The following is an 18,485-nucleotide window of genomic DNA, read 5'->3' on the forward strand; positions in this document are numbered from 1 at the left end:
GAATCATTTTTATGTTAACATAGGTGTATATAGTATATAATATAGGATATATATTATATACACTTTCCGGTAACGGAGCTTTTCCATTATGCGGACAAGCCATGTATCGGACAGTTCATAAATAATAAGTAAGACGTTATGGTTTTAGATTTATGTCAGCTTACTTGCTGTCATAAATTTAAAGGCATTTTATTGTGTTTTGTGAAACTTTGTATAAAGTTTCGTAACCGTTTACTATCTTACTTATAAAAAATAAGAGTATTGCTATCGTAAAGGAGAATTGGAGATGCCAGAAACTATGACTCAAACAAAGCCAGAACAAGAAACTGTACAAATTTCTGCTAGCCAAGGACAACTTGATGTACTTGATCAGTTGTTAAAACCTGAGGTACAAGAATCATTAACAACACTAGTAGAACAGCTTCCAAAATTAACTGAGCTTGTTAACATTTTAACTAAGTCTTATGACTTCGCTCAAACTGTTGCTACTGATGAAGTATTAAAAAGCGACACTGTTGGTGCAATCACAGAGCTTGTAGAACCTGTAAAAGATACAGTGAAAAGCATGGCTGCTACTGCAATCGAAGCGAAAGATCGTGCTGACGAAAGCAACGAAGTTATCGGCCTGTTCGGTCTATTAAAATTATTAAAAGATCCACAAGCACAAAAAATGTTCCGCTTTGTGAACGCATATCTTCAAATTAGTGCAGAACGTAACAATAAATAAGTTAACTTATAACAACAATTAGTAAAGACGGGGGATATCATACTATGTCAAAACAAATTGTCATCTTAGGCGCTGGTTATGGCGGTCTTCTTGCCGCTTTAAACGTACGTAAATATTACAGTAAATCAGAAGCACAAGTTACAGTGATTAACCAATACCCAACGCACCAAATCATCACTGAACTACACCGCCTTGCAGCTGGTAACGTGTCTGAGCAAGCAGTTGCAATGCCACTTACAAAGCTTTTCAAAGGTAAAGATATCGATCTTAAAATCGCAACAGTTGAGTCATTCTCAGTTGATAGCAAAGAAATCAAACTAGCTGGCGGCACTACTTTATCTTACGATGCACTTGTAGTTGCTTTAGGAAGTAAAACTGCTTACTTCGGTATTCCAGGACTAGAAGAAAACAGCATGGTATTAAAATCTGCTGCTGATGCAAATAAAATCTACAAACACGTTGAAGACCGTATTCGTGAATACGCGAAAACGAAAAACGAAGCTGATGCTACAATCGTAATCGGTGGTGGCGGATTAACTGGCGTTGAGCTAGTTGGTGAGCTTGCTGACATTATGCCTAAACTTGCAAAAAGCCACGGCGTAAATCCAAAAGAAGTGAAACTTCTTCTTGTTGAAGCAGGTCCAAAAATCCTTCCAGTATTACCAGACCACTTAATCGAACGTGCAACTACTAGCCTAGAAGCGCGCGGCGTTACATTCTTAACTGGTCTTCCTGTAACAAACGTTGCTGGCAACGAAATCGACTTAAAAGACGGTCAAAAACTTGTTGCTAACACATTCGTTTGGACGGGCGGCGTACAAGGTAACCCATTAATTGGTGAATCAGGTCTTGAAGTTAACCGTGGACGTGCAACAGTTGATGCATACCTACAATCTACTTCTCACAAAGACGTATTCGTTGCTGGAGACAGCGCTGTTGTCTTCGCTCCAGACGGACGTCCATACCCACCAACTGCACAAATCGCTTGGCAAATGGGTGAGTTAATTGGATACAACTTATACGCAGCACTAGAAGGCAAAGCATTCGAAGAGTTCGCACCTGTAAACTCTGGAACACTTGCTAGTCTAGGACGTAAAGATGCGGTTGCTACAATTGGAGCAAGCAATACTCCACTTAAAGGCTTACCAGCATCATTAATGAAAGAAGCAAGTAACGTTCGTTACTTATCACACATTAAAGGTCTATTCAGCTTAGCTTACTAATCTGAATATAAGCCCGAATCATGCCCTGCATGGTTCGGGCTATTTTTATCCGTAATTTTCTCTAACTTATTTATTCGGCAGAAGAATCGTATAACCCTTTTAATTATCTAAATTTACTGATTATTTTATGTCCAAATTGTGTATACGAAAAGATGGAAGTATTCTTCCTACTCCCATCCTTTCACACAAACTATTCGCCTAACTTCACAAGACTGTAATTCTTCTTCCCTTTACGGATAATAATAAATCGTCCATCAAATGAATTTTCTACAGTAACATCTGTACCCACATCTGTTACTTTCTCACCATTCATAGAAATCGCTCCGTTATTAATATCTTCACGCGCTTGTCGTCTAGATGGTTCAATTCCTAAATCAACTAGCCATTCTACGATGTTTTTCGTCTCTTTTGAAGACTGAAATGTTGGCATTTCTTTAAAGCCTTGTTCAATTTCATCAGCTGTTAACGATTTAATATCTCCGCTAAATAACGCTGCTGTAATTTTCTCAGCTTGCAGGAACGCCTCTTCTCCATGAACAAACTTCGTCATTTCTTCCGCTAATACTTTTTGCGCTTCACGTTTATGAGGTTCCACTTCTACCTTCGTTGCTAATTCATCAATACGCTCTTTCGTTAAGAACGTAAAGTATTTCAAGTATTTAATTACGTCACGGTCATCTGTATTTACCCAGAACTGGTAAAATTCAAACGGTGTCGTTTTTTCAGGATCAAGCCAAACCGCACCACCCGCTGATTTACCAAACTTCGTACCGTCCGATTTTAATAATAACGGAATCGTTAATCCGAATACTTTCGCCTCATGACCCTCTAACTTACGAATTAAATCTAAACCACTCGTAATATTTCCCCATTGGTCACTACCACCAATTTGCAGTTGAACATCCTCTTTCGTGTATAAATGATGGAAGTCCATCGCTTGCAAAATTTGGTACGTGAATTCCGTGAAAGAAATACCTGTATCCAAACGGCTTGCTACAATATCCTTCGCTAACATGCTATTGATGCTAAAGTTTTTCCCGTAATCACGTAAAAACTCAATAATATTTATTTCATGTGTCCAATCATAGTTATTTACCATCTTCACTTCGCTATTTCCACCAAAATCAAATAGCTTTTTCATTTGTGCTGTTAACGCATCTACATTATGCTGAACCACTTCTAACGTTTGAAGTTGACGCTCTGATTGACGTCCACTCGGATCACCAATTGTTCCTGTTGCCCCGCCAATTAAAATAACAGGATGATGACCAGCTAATTGGAATCTCTTCATCATCATAAACGGAATCAAATGTCCGATATGCATACTATCACCAGTCGGATCAACTCCGCAGTATAGTGAAATCTTTTTCTCTTCTACTAGCTTACGTAAGCCTTCTTCGTCAGTCTGTTGATTAACGGCGCCGCGCCATTCTAACTCATCAATGATATTCATCTTTTGTCATCCCCTTTATTTTTTTAAAACAAAAAATCCCTATGTCTATGACATAGGGACGATTATTCACCGTGTTACCACCCAGTTTGTATAAATAGCATAGCTACTCATACCACTCTTAGCAATAATATCGATTGCCAGTCCGCTTAGCATTACCTAAGATACTCCAGAGTGTAATTCACAAGTTTGTTTGTGCTAGGTTCCAGCAACCCCTAGCTCTCTCGTTAACAGTGACAAACTGCTACTGGGCTCTTTCAACGTATGTTATTTGTTAAATTATTAGCCATTATATTGAATTGAAAACAAATTGTCAACAATACCCAAATATTATTTTAAAATAATTCATATCTTCATACGTATTTCTTTATTCCTTATCTTCTCCAATAATCCTTACTTCTCGCTCCAACTTCACGCCAAATTTCTCTTCAACTGTCTTTTGTACGAAGTGAATTAAATCGATGTAATCTTGTGCTGTTCCGTTATCAACATTCACCATAAACCCAGCGTGTTTTAAAGAAACTTCTACTCCACCAATTCGCTTACCTTGTAGTCCTGAGTCTTGAATTAACTTACCAGCAAAGTTATTTGGTGGGCGCTTAAATACGCTACCACATGAAGGATATTCTAGAGGCTGTTTTGACTCACGTTTAAACGTTAAATCATCCATTTTTGCTTTAATTTCTTCATGTACACCTTCTTCAAGTTCAAATCTCGCTTCAAGAATAATGTAATGGTTGTTCGCAAATACACTCTTACGATATCCAAATTCAAATGCTTCTTTCGTCAAAGTACGTAGCTCTCCATCACCTGTCATTACGACAGCTTCTGTTAATACAAACGAAATTTCACCGCCGTATGCACCAGCATTCATATATAATGCTCCGCCAACTGAACCTGGAATACCACAAGCAAACTCAAGACCCGTTAAGTTATGGTCTAAGGCAATACGTGATACGTCAATAATTGCTGCACCACACTGTGCTACAATCGTCGTTCCTGTTACAGTAACACCTGTAATATGAATTAAACTTACTGTAATCCCGCGAATTCCACCATCTTTAATAATGACATTCGATCCATTTCCTAAAAACGTAACTGGAATATTATATTCGTTCGCATATTTGATAACTTCTTGAATTTCATCATAATTTGTAGGCGCAACAAAAACATCTGCTTTTCCGCCAACTTTAATATGCGTATGATTCTTTAACATTTCATCTTGTTTAACATGTCCTTCGGGCAATACCGTACTTAAATATTTATAAACCTCTTGCATATTCATTTTACGATTCCTCTATTTCTATATTCATTTTATCCCGTTATACGGGCCCATAATATCCCCACGTACATGAAAGAACCTAAAGTGGTGGATACAGTGTACCCAAAATCAATTCGAGACACCTATAAACCTCTTAATTTATAAGAGGTGCCACTCATATTAAAATATATATTGCATAATAAAGCAACCCAAATGGACTACTAAACTTGACATGTCATCAGAAAGACAACAATTTGTAAAATATGTGACTTTTTCAAAACACTATCCCTCAGTATCTTACTATACCACACAAAAAGAAAGTGGTATTTTTTTGTACTTTTTACTTTATTTACATCAATAAAAAAAGAGCACATCCGACAGAATGTGCTCTTTCTATACTCTTTATATTACTTTTCGTTCTCTTCTTTTTCTTTATCAAACCATAACAGCTCATCGTTATCAACTTCACCATTATAATTGATTAAAATTTCTTCTCCTGCTTTTATATCCTTATAAGCATAGAAGTTAAACGTATGGTTCTCGAAGACAATATCATACGTTGCATTCGGTGTATATGAATGATTAAATAACATACCGTATCCTAAAAGGATTGCCGTATGATTGATTCCATACTCAAATGCGTAGTCAGCAAGTAATGTTTTCTCAATATGTTCATGCTGTTCATTCGGATAAGAGATAACTGGTGCTGCGTGTATCAACTCACCTTTTTTAATATCACGAGTTGCAAATACACCTCTATTAAATTCTCCATCACTAAGTTCAGAAGTCTTAACTTCGATCATATGCGTCACCTATTTAATTCTTTCTTTGAAGTATTTTAATTCCGCTATTAGCTGAATTTTATCTCCTTAAGCTTGGCAGAAAACGCGCAGAAAAGCAATTAAATTCCTATCAAGTATTCGTTTCAATGAAAAAAGAGCACATCATTCGTGCTCTTTCCAAGCAATATTACTTTTCTAAAATATCTTCTAACAACTTCACTTGCTCGCTAACAGTTTGTAACGTCTTCACTGACGTATCATTTCGATGTTTTTCTTCTTCCACACTCGCTAGCACTTCTTCTGTAGCTGTAGAAGTTTGCTGAATTACGTTAGAAGCATGCGTAACATCCTTTACGATATTCGTCGTTTTAACTTGGAAACTTTCTTGATGAACAACAACCTCTCGCATTACTTCATTAATCGCATCAATAAACTTCCCTAAATCAGTTACATTTGTTAAAACGCTTGCTAACATCTCGTTACATTCTTCTTGTACTCTTTCTGACTTTTCTACTTGTACTTCTACCTTACTTGCTTGATTACTAAACTCCTTCAAAATCCCTTGAATTCTTCCCGCAGAACGATTTGATTCTTCAGCAAGCTTTAACACTTCACTCGCTACAATAGCAAAACCTTTTCCATGCTCGCCTGCCCTCGCAGCTTCAATATTTGCATTTAAAGCTAGCAAACTCGTCTGACTTGAAATATTCGTTATTACATCTACAATTTCATTAATTTGTTTCGATTGTATCATTAAATCTCTAAATATAATTCCAGACTGTGAAACAACATCATTTAAACTTCTCATGTTAATTTCAAAATTTCTTAGAGTATGTACACTACCTTTTGAAATTTCTAAGCTTTCATCCACACGAGCCGATGCAGTTCTTACTTGAGAGATGATTTGTTCAATATTTCCCTCCATATCATTCAATACTTCTACCGAACGATACATCATCTCTGATTGTGATTGCGTACCAACTGCCACCTCTTCAAAGGCAAAATTAATTTCACTCATCGATTCCATCGACGTGTTCATATTTTGTCTTAAATGATTGAAATTACTATCTAGTTTTACAACTGTTTCTTCAATAAGTCTTTGCGTCTCTTCTAACTCCTGAGCTTTTCTCATTACTTCTTGCTTCTCATCACTTAAACGAAGGAGCAGATTAGAACCGATTTTCGTGACGCCCCACATAGCGATTGTTACAATCGCTAACAAACTTGCGAAATTAGCAGCTTCAGACGAGGCTGTATAAGCAAAAAATTGCTCCGGCCAATAGCTACAAAGGATAAATGTGATCACAACAGCTACCCCGCCAAGAATTAAAATGAGACGCTCACTTAAGTAAATAAGTGAAACAGCTAATGTAAAATAGACCATTTGAAATACAGCCGGGCTTTCATTAAAAGCTTGTACCATAATGTAAGACATTGTAAGCAACATAAATGTCATGATATATTTATACGCTGATTCCATACTTTTTATAAAAGTAAACAGCGTTCCAAATGCAACGACAGAAATACCACAAATCCAAAACGCTATTGCTCTCTCTGTAAAAATATATCCATAATACCCAATTGCGATTATCCCAAGAAAGAAACTACAAATCGTTATAAACAGTAATAAATGATTTTTCTGTGATTCTTTCTCAAGGTTAGAAAAACAAGTCCTCTTTAACCACTCCATATGAAGCCCCACCTTCTACTTATACATATCAATTACTTCAGTTTAAATACCGCACTTACTGGGTTATGATCGCTATTTTCAAACTTTAAATCTTTCCCTTGTACATTTACAATCTCTACATTCGGTGAAACGATAAAGCCATCAATAATAGTGACGAAATTTTCACCTTCTACATATTTCTTTACATCATCTCTCACAGTCATAACAGACGGATCTACAGCCCACTTAAAGCCACCGTCCGTAAAGTCCTTCGGTAACTCTACTAACCACTCAGGGCGCTCTTTCACGAACTTCGGATCACTTAATTGAGCGTTTGAAACTAATTGATTCCAATCTCCGCCCATTATTACGTAATCACCATTTTCATAATGCTTGTTCATATATTCTTTTAAGTACTCTACTTGCTGTTTTCTAATTTTCCCGCCTTCATCATAAGCAGACAAATGTAAATTTACGAGTCTAACATGTTTCCCATTATTAACAGGAATTTTATATTCCACAATTGCTCGATCTAAATCAAACAAACGCTTTGGCCAAGGCTCCATTCCAGGAAGCTGGAACCTCTTCGCTTCTTGAACAGTGTATTTAGAAAACGTACTTAATCCAGCCTCCGCATATCCCATTGGATTTATTATTGGCACTGGAACCCATTTCGTATCGTAGTTCTTGCCAAATGACGAAACATAATCAGGTAATCCTTTTTTCAAAAATTCATGTTCATTTACATCAAATGAACGAAGTGACTTTATATCAACTTCTTGTAATAGTGCAAAATCACTATTCTCATTTTGTAAAAACGAAAGCATATTCTTTAAATTAGTTTCCGTTTGCTCTTTACTACTTGAACCAGATCCCTTTCCACCATCCATAAAGAAATCTTGATCCTTATCTAACCCAGCATATCCAATATTAAATGTTGTAACTTTAAACTCATTTCCAGTCGCTAATACGCGCTCCTTATTATTCTCCACCTTCAAGCTTATAACATCAGCAGGCTGTTCTTTAGTAAGTGTCATATACGCTAGAAATCCTCCTACAATGCCCGCTACTACTAAAACACATGTAAATACGATTTTTAAAAATTTCTTCAAATAAATGACTCCTTTTCACGCGGATTTATTTTTCTTTATTTTCAGTCAAATAAAACAAAACGACACACATAAGAAACATTTTATCATAATTAAAACCGTATATCACTATATTTAGTTGATAAGTAATCGATCCCATTTTAATTACTTGAAAAACCTTCAGACATCAAAAAAAGAAACGTTACACCCACCTCCTCACTGGAATTTAAACGGTATATTTAGTACACTATATGTAATAATCCTAGGCGATGGAGTTCGCCATAAACGCGCTGCTTATCTTATGACTCCTACCAGTATACATACTGGTAGGAGTCTATTTTTTTGAGCAATCTATTTAAAGAGGTGAGAAAATTGATTTATATTATCGTCGGCATTGCCGGTATATTAGGAGCTCTTTCTCGTTATTATTTAGGTCTTAATATCACCACATTTTGGCATCATTCATTTCCATTAGCAACATTACTCATTAACTTAATCGGTTGCTTCTTCTTAGCGTGGCTAACTACTTATATCGCCCGGCTAAACATCTTACCTTCAGAGGTCATCACAGGCATCGGAACTGGATTCATCGGTTCCTTTACGACTTTTTCAACATTTAGTGTAGAAACTGTGCAATTGATCAATCATTCTGAGTGGAGCATAGCCTTCTTATATGTATCATGTAGCATACTTGGTGGCCTCATTATGTCTGGCCTTGGCTATACACTTGGAGATTTCTTAATTAAGAAATCTCTTACGGAAGGTGATTACTCATGATAGAAGCCTTATTAGTCGCAACAGGAGGATTTTTCGGTGCGATTACACGATTTGCAATTAGCAATTGGTTTAAGAAAAGAAATAAAACACAATTTCCACTTGCTACATTCCTTATTAATATAACAGGGGCGTTTTTACTTGGATATATAATCGGCAACGGAGTTACTACAGGCTGGCAACTATTATTAGGTACTGGATTTATGGGTGCATTCACTACATTTTCTACGTTTAAACTAGAAGCCGTTCAACTTCTCAATCGAAAAAATATTAGCACTTTCCTTTTATACTTAAGCGCTACGTACATAATTGGTATCCTCTTCGCATTCCTTGGAATGAAGCTAGGCGGAATATGAAAAAAAGCGACTCTATTGAGTCGCTTTCTTTCATAAGAAATATGTCCCGCCATATGGAATAGAAAATAAACCAGCTGGATGTACATCGTAATGTACAATTTGCATCGGAAGCTGTGAATACGGCATATACTGACTTTGCATCATTTGTGCAAAATATGCTTGTTGTTGCATTTGAATAGCTTGATTCATAGCATGAATTGTTCCCTGTGCCCCAGCCAGCGTAATAGCTGCTCCTACTTGTCTTCCATTATAAAAATGATGGTTCATCATGATTCATCTCACTTATTCTTTTTCTTCCATATGGTATGTTTCTATTTCATAGTGAGTATTTTGTCCCTATTGGTAACCCCTATTTATTGCCCTTTTTCAGCTTTGAAGTAATAAATCCAAATAATAATACGCCAATACCACTAAGGAACAATACATAACTTATCGGTACTAGGAAAAAGAAAGATTCTTCAAGGAATCCATCCGCTCCTACTTTACTGTTTGAAGCATGTATCGTTAAAGAAATAATCGCTAAAATCATGAAAGAAATAGCTACTGCGTATTTATTTTTCATTTCACATTCTCCTCTACTCATGTAATTCTCCTTAGATTCTTAACATCATATTATCCAAAAAACCATTAACAGTCAATAATTATTTATCGTTTAACAATAAATAATTATTGACTAGAATAATAACAAAAAGGTTTACGAAGCATATTAAATCACTTCGCAAACCCTCTGTATTATAAATATTTACACTTCAAACCTCTTGCTTAATACAATATACATTGCGCAAAATAGCACGAATATCCCAGCATAAATTAACAAAATCTCTACACTAAACATATCCGACAATGGCCCAAATATTATCATTCCTAGAGGAAGCGCGCATGAATTCGCAATTTGTACAAGACTGAACATCCGTCCGTGCATTGATGGTTCTACTTTCTCCTGCAATAACACAGTAACTGGTGTATTGAAGCACGGCATCGTTATACCAATTAAAAAATTAAATACTAAATACATAATAAATATCGGTGCTATTCCGAGTCCAATCATAAGCAGTCCATATAATGCACAAGCTAGCGCTGTTGTATGCATACGATTACGAAAACCACCCCACGCGGCAATCAATACGCCACCAGCTGCCGCACCAGCACTAAAGGTCATCTCACTAGCAGTAAGTCTCCACATTTCGGCCCCGAAAGAACGAGTTACCATTAAAGGTGTTAAAAAAGCAGCTGGACTTATTAAAATCATGATGATAATCAATAAAACGATTAGCCTTTTAATAAATACATTTTCTTTTAAATAAGAGAATCCTTCTTTAATTCCTTGTAGATTAGATTTTTGCTTATTCTCTGCATTCACATGTCCCTCTACTTGAATGATAAGCATAATACTAATTCCAATCATAGCCGTAATAACATCAATAAAAAATGTTGTTTCAATGCTGGCAATAGAAAGAATCGCCGCACTTGCTGCTGGAGAAAGAAACATAATTAAAGATGTAATACTGCTATTTATTCCATTTACTTTCATAAGATACTCTTTCGGAACGATTTGCGGAATTAATGCATTCACAGCTGGCGTTTGTACTCCTGTTCCAGCTGAACGAATGAGTAACACAATAAAAAGTAACCAAATACTTTTATATCCTGTTAAAAATAAAATTGCTAAAACTAACGTCGCAATCGCTATAATTCCATCCGATAACATAATCATCTTTTTACGGTCATAACGATCAATCCAAACACCTGCAAACAAAGATATCGCAATTTGTGGTAGAAAACCGCAAACAGTTGAAATAGTCAACATCACTCCTGATGATGTTGTAAGGGTGATATACCATATAATCGCGTATTGCACGAGAGAGGAACCTAACAACGAAATAGTTTGAGCGGTCAAAAATAATATAATTTTCGTTTTCCAATTGTTTTCACTCATATGTTTCACACCCCCTTAACTAATCCCGTCTCTATATGAAAGATACTATCTGCCCAATCAAGATAAAAACTCGCTTCGTGAGATACGAGTATAATGCTGCCCTTAAACTTAATTAACGCCTTTTGCAAAGCTTCCTTCGCTTCTGCATCTAAATGATTTGTCGGCTCATCTAAAATTAATAAGTTACAAGGTGATAATAATAATCCGCACAGTTTCACCTTCGATTGTTCACCACCACTTAACGTACGAATTTCTTGCGAAACGTGCGTATCCTTCACTCCACACGCAGCTAAATGATGGCGTATTTCCTTCATATTCAGTTTAGGAAACTGTTCTGAAATAATTTGAAGCGGCGTTAAAGAATCATTGCTCCAATTTAAATCTTGCTCATAATATCCAATCTTTATTTGCTCTGAAAAGTGAAACTCTCCAGAAATACTATCAATATTTCCAACGATTGTTTTTAATAAAGTAGATTTTCCTACTCCATTGAAACCTGTAATAACAATTTTTTGCCTACCCATTACTGAAAAATTCAACTTTGGTAAGAGAGCGAAGTCGTAACCAACTTCAAAGTTATTTACTTCAAGAACTGTCTGAACTGAAATGGGAAGTTCCTGAAAATGAATAGACGGTTTATGAGTAAAACTTGGTGGCGCAATTCTTTCCATACGCTGTAATTGTTTTCGACGACCTTGCGCTATTTTTGAATTCACCCCAGCAATATTTCTACGAATATACTCTTCCGTTTTTTCAATTTTCTTTTGCTGTGCATAATATTGGCGAATATAATCTTTTCGCAAATGCTCCTTTTGTCTTACAAAATCTGAGTATTTGCCGTAATACTTCTTAACTGTTCCGAACTCTACATCACATATGCAAGAAGTTACCTTTTCCAGAAAATCAAAATCATGTGATACGACAATAAACGCTCCTTCAAAATTCATTAAATAATTAGCAAGCCACTCCACATGCTCCTTATCGAGAAAATTCGTCGGTTCATCTAGCAATAAAATATTAGGCTCTTCTAATAAGAGCTTCGCTAAAATTACCTTTGCACGCTGCCCTCCGCTTAATTCACCAATCACACGATTCATCCCAATCACATCAATACCTAAACCGGCTGCCACCTTATTCGTAATACTATCTACTGAATAAAAATCATGAGCCTCGAGCAGTCCTTGAATTTCTGCCGCTTTCAATAGTTGATTTTCATCTCCAGTCATCGCACTTTCTTCATATAACTTGTTCATTCTCTTTTCCATTTCATACAAATCATAAAAGGCTCTCTTTAAATATTGAGAAATGGTATAACCCTCATCAATTTCTGCGTATTGATCAAGATGTCCAATTTGAATATTTGGTTGCCACTTTATGTCTCCCTTATCAGAAATAATTTCCCCCACCAATATTTTCATTAATGTGCTTTTTCCTGCACCATTCTGCCCAACAATTCCCATATGCTCCCCTTTATGCAAATCAAAAGAAGCATTTTCGTATAATACTTTATCTATAAAACTATGTGATAAACTTTCAACTTTAAGTAAACTCATTTTTATTCCTCTTTTCCTGAAATTAAAAAAAGCAGAGAGATAGCGTCATTCGACACTAGCCCTCTGCTTCATGGTTTTTCCTATACTACTCCAATTTATAGTAAAGACTCATCGGAATAATATACACAAAGGGCCATAGACAAAGCATTGTCTATGGCCCCTTAATCTATTTTATACACCAGCTGAAAAACCATAACGAAATAAGCATAGATAAACTATACTTTTTTAGAAAAGTTATTCAGCCGATGAATATAGGGGATTTATACCCCTTGATTAAGCTCCGTACAACGCTTCACCGTATACATTTGTGCGGAGCAAAGTTTTCTAATGAGTTTTACAAATTTTATATAAAGCATATTCTGCACCTTCCTTAATACTTAAAAGGGATTTTAGCATACGTTTTTACGAAGCGTCAACATTACTTCCGAATCTTTCAACTACTTGTTTTCAAAATATTGCTTCTGAAACATACACATTCTTATCGCATTATGATAGTTACCATCAACGAAAAACTCATCGATAAGCTCACCTTCTACCATAAACCCAACTTTTTTATAAACATGTACTGCTTTTTCATTTTCCTTATCCACAACTAAATATATCTTATGCATATTTAATACAGCGAAAGCATAATCCATTGCTAAACGCGTCGCCTCTACTGCATAACCATATCCTTGATAATTCGGATCAATAATAATTTGGAATTCTGTTCTACGATGAATATAATCGATTTCTACTAACTCAACTAATCCAACCATTTCATTGTCTTTCTCAACGATAAATCGGCGTTCGCTTTGATCATGTATATGTTTATCGTATAAGTCTTGCAGCTCCACAAATGCCTCATATGGCTCTTCAAACCAATACGACATAATATGCGCATTATTATTCAGTTCGTGTACGAACTTTAAATCTTCTCGTTCCAATGGACGTAACTTCAATTCCTGATTCATTCCTATAACCTCCAAGTAAAAGAAACCTCTTCACTTAATTTCTCAATTTTTTTCGATTTCAAACGCCCTAATTTCATTGTAAACTTTCAAGTTACTTGAAGGTAAAGACGTAAAAAATTGCAAATCTACTTTTATCTCTCTAGGTAGACAGTGAAAAAGAATCCATCCGGTGGTCTTCTCCTTACCAAGTAGACAATATAAAATCCATTTCTTTTTTAATAATTCAAAATTAACTCAAGGGTTGCTAACTACTAGACTCGCCCAAGTGAAAAGTCTTGAGTATGAAGGATGAAATACAAAATTAAAAACAATTTCAATAGTTTAGCTTACATGACATGAAAATATTAATTAAAATATCCCTTACTTTCATTATTAGGAACATCCTCAAACAGAAAAGGAAACATTTAGATATTAATCATTAAAAACAATATTCAAATATAATCTAAACGAATATTAAATGAAGAATAAATTTCAGTTATTCTAAAACATTATAAGAATTCACCTCCATTTCATCCTCTAGTTTAAGTTTACATTTATATTAATATAATTATTAAGTTCCTTTAACAATTGAAATTCCCTTTCCACATTTGTTTCTTCCAATAACCCCTCTAACGTTAAAGACAACCCTATCAATTGTTGACATAATAAGTTTATCTCTTGATTTAATAAAGTTAATTGTAGCTTTTCAAGATCAATGTCTTTAATATCTTTCAACTTTTTATTAGTAATTTTCATTAAGAAAATCTTAATAAGTTGTAATAGGTTTTCATCATTTAAAATTCGTTTTCCATTCTGCTTTTCTAAAATTAATAACCCTAATTCTTCATAGTAACGTATAGTTCTACTAGTAATACCTGTTTGTTCAATTAATTGAGAAATTGTATACATTTTCTCCCCCCTCAAATAATAATCTATAATATATCGTTACGTTAGGGTCAATATTTTACGTTTTTTTTAAAGAATAATCTAAATATTCAACGAAAATAACGGTACCATATAGAAATTTTAGATATATAAATGGAAAAATAAGCGTTAAGTATGTAACGCTATAATAAAACATATAATTCCCCTATAATCTCATTAAAAATATTCTTTAATAAATGATCATTCCAAAACATGAAAAGTAAGTTGATAATTACACTTTAAAACAATCCGGATACTAGAGAACTTCTATTTATTGAATATCTAGTACAAGTAATAATTAGTAAAATACCAATAACAGGTGGTTAATAAGATAATACTTATTGATTTTAACAGCTTCACAATATAATTTATTAGATAGCATACGAACCCTAGATTCTTGAATTTCCCTTTGGATTTCATCTTTTATATTTTTGGGTACCGTCTATTTTCATTAAATTTATCTCAAATTAACTAGATGTAGATATAAAAAAATGGTTCAATTCCTTTAAAGGAATTGAACCATTTTTTAGTTATTTTTGAACTGTAATACCCATGCTTCTCGCGGTACCTTCAATTGTTCTCATTGCTGCTTCTACTGATGCTGCATTCATGTCTGGAAACTTGTATTCTGCAATTTCCCTTAGTTTTTCTTCAGTAATTGAGCCTATTTTACTTTTATTAGGTTCTCCAGATCCTTTTGAAATTCCAGCCTCACGCTTTAATAATTCGGCTACTGGGGCCGTTTTTATTTTCATTGAAAAAGATCGATCTTCATAGATAGTAATTTCAGCTGGAATAATCATCCCAGCTTGTCCCTGTGTAAGAGCATTATATTCCTTACACACCATCATAATATTTACCCCGGTAGGACCTAAAACTGTACCAACCGGTGGAGCTGGGTTTGCTTTACCTGCTGGTAGCTGTATTTTTACAACCTTTAAAACTTTCTTTGCCATATATAAATCTCCTTTAACTTTTTCATTTTATCAGTTTAAATCACTAGAATAAAATCCATCATGCAATATACATTTGTATTATTATTAATACTATTAGATCAATTACATAATTTTATACATTTTCTCGCCTCAATTAACAGTCTATAATATGACGTTACGTCAGAGTCAACATATTACTTTAATTTATTACCTTATAAAAATAAAAATGATATATCAGTTTAAAACGGTTTCCTACACATATAGATAACATATACATTTATGGATACGTTATAATTTCAGAAAATTTAGGCTCTGTACGATCTTCTAGGGATCTGTAGATGGACTCAGCAACATATACTGGTGAAAATGTAGATGTCTTATATGTTTGAGATTTAAGACCAGCATTTGTATTTTTCATAAGGTTTGTTTCAACAGGGCCTGGAGATATTAAAATCAATCTAACTTTTGATTTACTCATTGACAACTCTTTATGTAATCCTTTAGTTATAGCATTTACCGCATGTTTGGTAGCACTATATATTACCCCATATGGAGGTATTTCATAACTAACTGTTGATCCAATATTAACAATAATCCCTTCATCTCTAGTTAACATATGCGGCAATACATAGCGTATTCCATATAGTACTCCTTTAATATTAACATCAATTGCACTACTAGCCTCTCGTATATCAAAATTTTTCAACCACGATAAAGGCATTACTCCGGCATTATTAATCAAAACATCAATTCTTCCATATAACTCTATGGTTTTGTTAATTAGTTGCTCGACCTCTTTTGCTTTAGAAATATCCGCAGGGATAACAATAGCCTCTCCGCCCATAGTATGTATTTTTTTTCTTACACTCTCCAGTTTAGTCTTATTTCGGGACGACAATACTACTATCATACCCTTACTCGCTAAATAAATTGCAGTCTCATATCCTATACCATCACTGGCACCAGTAATAACAACAACCTTTTTCATAAGTATCCCACCACAATTAGAATTTATATCAAAGATTTTTAAAATAACAAATGTATTCTTCGATAAGATCAATATCAATAAGATTATTGTATATATCCTCACTCATTTCTTCACTTATGGGTCGAATCTTACCATTAAAATCTACTAAATAGTCATATAACTCTTTTCCCATATTAAAAATTAACTTTCGTTGATATTTAAATGAAACATTTCTGAAATTTTTTATAACCATATCCGTCATATCGAATAAAAAATTTTCAAATGAATAATAATTGTATATTTTTAAAGAACCCTGGTTTTTAGATAAATTTATAATCCCAAACATATATACTGGTTTTCCTGCAAAAAATATACTAATTAAAATATGATAATCATCATATTTTACAGGTTCACAATGTAATACTTCAAAATCAGTAACATAATTATTAGATAACATAAGAGGTGTAGATTCTTGAATTATACGTTGGAATTCATCTTTTATATTCTGGGATGTACCATCTATTCTCATTAAATTCACCTCAAACTAACTAGATATAGGTGTAAAAAAGTAGTTCAATTCCTTTAAAGAATCAAACTACTTTTTGACTTATTTTTGAACTGTAATACCCATGCTTCTCGCGGTACCTTCAATTGTTCTCATTGCTGCTTCTACTGATGCTGCATTCATGTCTGGAAACTTGTATTCTGCAATTTCCCTTAGTTTTTCTTCAGTAATTGAGCCTATTTTACTTTTATTAGGTTCTCCAGATCCTTTTGAAATTCCAGCCTCACGCTTTAATAATTCGGCTACTGGGGCCGTTTTTATTTTCATTGAAAAAGATCGATCTTCATAGATAGTAATTTCAGCTGGAATAATCATCCCAGCTTGTCCCTGTGTAAGAGCATTATATTCCTTACACACCATCATAATATTTACCCCGGTAGGACCTAAAACTGTACCAACCGGTGGAGCTGGGTTTGCTTTACCTGCTGGTAGCTGTATTTTTACAACTTTTAAAACTTTCTTTGCCATATATAAATCCCCTTTAATTTTTATAGTGTCAAACTATTCTAATAAACCTAACAATTTAAAGTTTATCAAAATTAGAAAATAAAGTCAAATTACTAGTGTAATGTATAACCACCATCAACTAAAATATTTTCCCCTGTAATTATCTGATTTTGATCGCTACTTAAAAACAATACTGCATATGATATATCGTGGGGTAAAGCATATTTTTTCAAAGGGATTTTATATAAATATGCTTTTTTAACATCTTCATGCTCCAAGAAATCCTTACTTTTAGAAGTTTTTACATACGTTGGTGAAACACAATTAACCAATATATTAAAAGTAGACCACTCTAGCGCTAAAACTTTTGTCAAACCTATTAATCCAAACTTACTAATACAATAGGGGGCTCTTAGACCATTGGCAACTACCCCATGTTGCGATCCAATATTTACAATTTTCCCCTTTATGCCGTCACTAATCATTTTTTTTGCTATTGACTGACTAAGAAAAAAAGTTCCTTTCAAATTTACATCTATAATTTTTTGCCAATTCTCTTCACTAACCTCCAGAGCTGGAACAAAGTAATTATTTCCAGCACAATTGATCAATATATCAATTGGTTTATCTAATTTTTCAATTGCATTTTGTATATCATTAACCTTATATAAATCAATAGTTACAATTTGAACATTATTCCTAAATTTTTCAATCATTTTTTGTTTAACATGTTCTAATTTTGGTAATTGTTTATCAGTATCAGATAAAATTAAATTCCCGCCAAATCCAGAGAAGGATTCTGCTATACAGATAGCTATATCACTGGTAGCTCCAGTAATAAAAATATTTTTATTTTTAAAATTAAATTGTTTGATAGAGTTCATATGGATTCACCC

General features: G+C 34.2%; 20 protein-coding genes, 1 riboswitch and 1 other annotated feature. Of the genes, 4 read left to right on the top strand and 16 right to left on the bottom strand.

Features of this window, described 5'->3' with window-relative positions:
- The first annotated feature begins 286 nt into the window (after window positions 1-286).
- Entirely contained in the window at window positions 287-727 is a 441-nt protein-coding gene (locus BC_RS25240) for a DUF1641 domain-containing protein (RefSeq protein ID WP_001115309.1), read from the top strand.
- 44 nt (window positions 728-771) lie between these two features.
- Complete coding sequence (locus BC_RS25245; RefSeq protein WP_000043202.1) at window positions 772-1,950, top strand: NAD(P)/FAD-dependent oxidoreductase; 1,179 nt, start codon at window positions 772-774, stop codon at window positions 1,948-1,950.
- Between the two features lie 190 nt (window positions 1,951-2,140).
- Here BC_RS25245 and tyrS read toward each other — a convergent pair whose 3' ends face one another.
- The 5 genes from tyrS to BC_RS25270 form a co-directional block, all read right to left on the bottom strand.
- Window positions 2,141-3,403, bottom strand: a complete 1,263-nt coding sequence (gene tyrS / locus BC_RS25250) for a tyrosine--tRNA ligase (protein WP_001021100.1) — start codon at window positions 3,401-3,403, stop codon at window positions 2,141-2,143.
- Window positions 3,404-3,454: 51 nt separating this feature from the next.
- Window positions 3,455-3,670 (bottom strand) — a binding site (T-box leader).
- A 97-nt stretch (window positions 3,671-3,767) separates the two neighbouring features.
- A complete protein-coding gene (murB, locus tag BC_RS25255; protein WP_001057102.1) occupies window positions 3,768-4,685 on the bottom strand; it encodes a UDP-N-acetylmuramate dehydrogenase in 918 nt (305 codons plus the stop codon).
- A 383-nt stretch (window positions 4,686-5,068) separates the two neighbouring features.
- Window positions 5,069-5,464, bottom strand: a complete 396-nt coding sequence (locus tag BC_RS25260) for an SET domain-containing protein (protein WP_000573649.1) — start codon at window positions 5,462-5,464, stop codon at window positions 5,069-5,071.
- 166 nt (window positions 5,465-5,630) lie between these two features.
- Window positions 5,631-7,133, bottom strand: a complete 1,503-nt coding sequence (locus BC_RS25265) for a DUF4077 domain-containing protein (protein ID WP_000455081.1) — start codon at window positions 7,131-7,133, stop codon at window positions 5,631-5,633.
- Window positions 7,134-7,165: 32 nt separating this feature from the next.
- Window positions 7,166-8,224 carry an endonuclease/exonuclease/phosphatase family protein gene (locus BC_RS25270; protein ID WP_000714050.1) on the bottom strand — a complete coding sequence of 353 codons (1,059 nt, stop codon included), beginning with the start codon at window positions 8,222-8,224 and terminating at the stop codon, window positions 7,166-7,168.
- A gap of 232 nt (window positions 8,225-8,456) precedes the next feature.
- Window positions 8,457-8,518: riboswitch (Fluoride riboswitch) on the top strand.
- Between the two features lie 54 nt (window positions 8,519-8,572).
- Between BC_RS25270 and crcB (BC_RS25275) the strand changes: the two genes are divergently transcribed.
- Together crcB (BC_RS25275) and crcB (BC_RS25280) are read left to right on the top strand one after the other, a co-directional pair.
- Complete coding sequence (gene crcB, locus BC_RS25275; protein ID WP_000639315.1) at window positions 8,573-8,977, top strand: fluoride efflux transporter CrcB; 405 nt, start codon at window positions 8,573-8,575, stop codon at window positions 8,975-8,977.
- Window positions 8,974-9,330 (top strand): fluoride efflux transporter CrcB, encoded by a 357-nt coding sequence (crcB, locus tag BC_RS25280; protein WP_000568587.1) that lies wholly within the window; start codon window positions 8,974-8,976, stop codon window positions 9,328-9,330. The genes crcB (BC_RS25275) and crcB (BC_RS25280) overlap by 4 nt, the downstream gene beginning before the upstream one ends.
- Before the next feature lie 30 nt (window positions 9,331-9,360).
- On the opposite strand, the gene BC_RS25285 is transcribed toward crcB (BC_RS25280), so the two are convergent.
- The 11 genes from BC_RS25285 to BC_RS25335 all read right to left on the bottom strand — a co-directional run bounded on the left by BC_RS25285 (window position 9,361) and on the right by BC_RS25335 (window position 18,473).
- Complete coding sequence (locus tag BC_RS25285) at window positions 9,361-9,600, bottom strand: DUF3947 family protein (protein ID WP_000980930.1); 240 nt, start codon at window positions 9,598-9,600, stop codon at window positions 9,361-9,363.
- A gap of 79 nt (window positions 9,601-9,679) precedes the next feature.
- Window positions 9,680-9,913: a DUF3955 domain-containing protein gene (locus BC_RS25290; RefSeq protein WP_000086296.1), complete on the bottom strand. Its 234-nt coding sequence runs from the start codon at window positions 9,911-9,913 to the stop codon at window positions 9,680-9,682.
- A gap of 159 nt (window positions 9,914-10,072) precedes the next feature.
- Complete coding sequence (locus tag BC_RS25295) at window positions 10,073-11,266, bottom strand: MFS transporter (RefSeq protein WP_001293769.1); 1,194 nt, start codon at window positions 11,264-11,266, stop codon at window positions 10,073-10,075.
- A gap of 5 nt (window positions 11,267-11,271) precedes the next feature.
- Complete coding sequence (locus BC_RS25300; RefSeq protein ID WP_000054872.1) at window positions 11,272-12,819, bottom strand: ABC-F family ATP-binding cassette domain-containing protein; 1,548 nt, start codon at window positions 12,817-12,819, stop codon at window positions 11,272-11,274.
- A gap of 437 nt (window positions 12,820-13,256) precedes the next feature.
- Window positions 13,257-13,772, bottom strand: coding sequence for a spermidine N1-acetyltransferase (gene speG / locus BC_RS25305; protein ID WP_001071095.1), 516 nt, complete (start codon window positions 13,770-13,772; stop codon window positions 13,257-13,259).
- Window positions 13,773-14,288: 516 nt separating this feature from the next.
- A complete protein-coding gene (locus BC_RS25310; RefSeq protein ID WP_002195877.1) occupies window positions 14,289-14,660 on the bottom strand; it encodes a MerR family transcriptional regulator in 372 nt (123 codons plus the stop codon).
- Window positions 14,661-15,205: 545 nt separating this feature from the next.
- Window positions 15,206-15,631, bottom strand: coding sequence for a 50S ribosomal protein L11 (gene rplK / locus BC_RS25315; RefSeq protein WP_001085924.1), 426 nt, complete (start codon window positions 15,629-15,631; stop codon window positions 15,206-15,208).
- 256 nt (window positions 15,632-15,887) lie between these two features.
- A complete protein-coding gene (locus BC_RS25320; RefSeq protein ID WP_000758327.1) occupies window positions 15,888-16,598 on the bottom strand; it encodes an SDR family oxidoreductase in 711 nt (236 codons plus the stop codon).
- Between the two features lie 28 nt (window positions 16,599-16,626).
- A complete protein-coding gene (locus BC_RS25325; protein ID WP_001217106.1) occupies window positions 16,627-17,106 on the bottom strand; it encodes a hypothetical protein in 480 nt (159 codons plus the stop codon).
- Between the two features lie 78 nt (window positions 17,107-17,184).
- Window positions 17,185-17,610, bottom strand: a complete 426-nt coding sequence (gene rplK / locus BC_RS25330) for a 50S ribosomal protein L11 (protein WP_001085924.1) — start codon at window positions 17,608-17,610, stop codon at window positions 17,185-17,187.
- 92 nt (window positions 17,611-17,702) lie between these two features.
- The gene (locus tag BC_RS25335) at window positions 17,703-18,473 is read right to left on the bottom strand and encodes an SDR family NAD(P)-dependent oxidoreductase (RefSeq protein WP_001084626.1); all 771 of its coding nucleotides are present in this window, start codon (window positions 18,471-18,473) and stop codon (window positions 17,703-17,705) included.
- Window positions 18,474-18,485: the final 12 nt, after the last annotated feature.

The sequence above is a fragment of the Bacillus cereus ATCC 14579 genome (assembly GCF_000007825.1).
Classification (GTDB): Bacteria; Bacillota; Bacilli; order Bacillales; family Bacillaceae_G; genus Bacillus_A; species Bacillus_A cereus.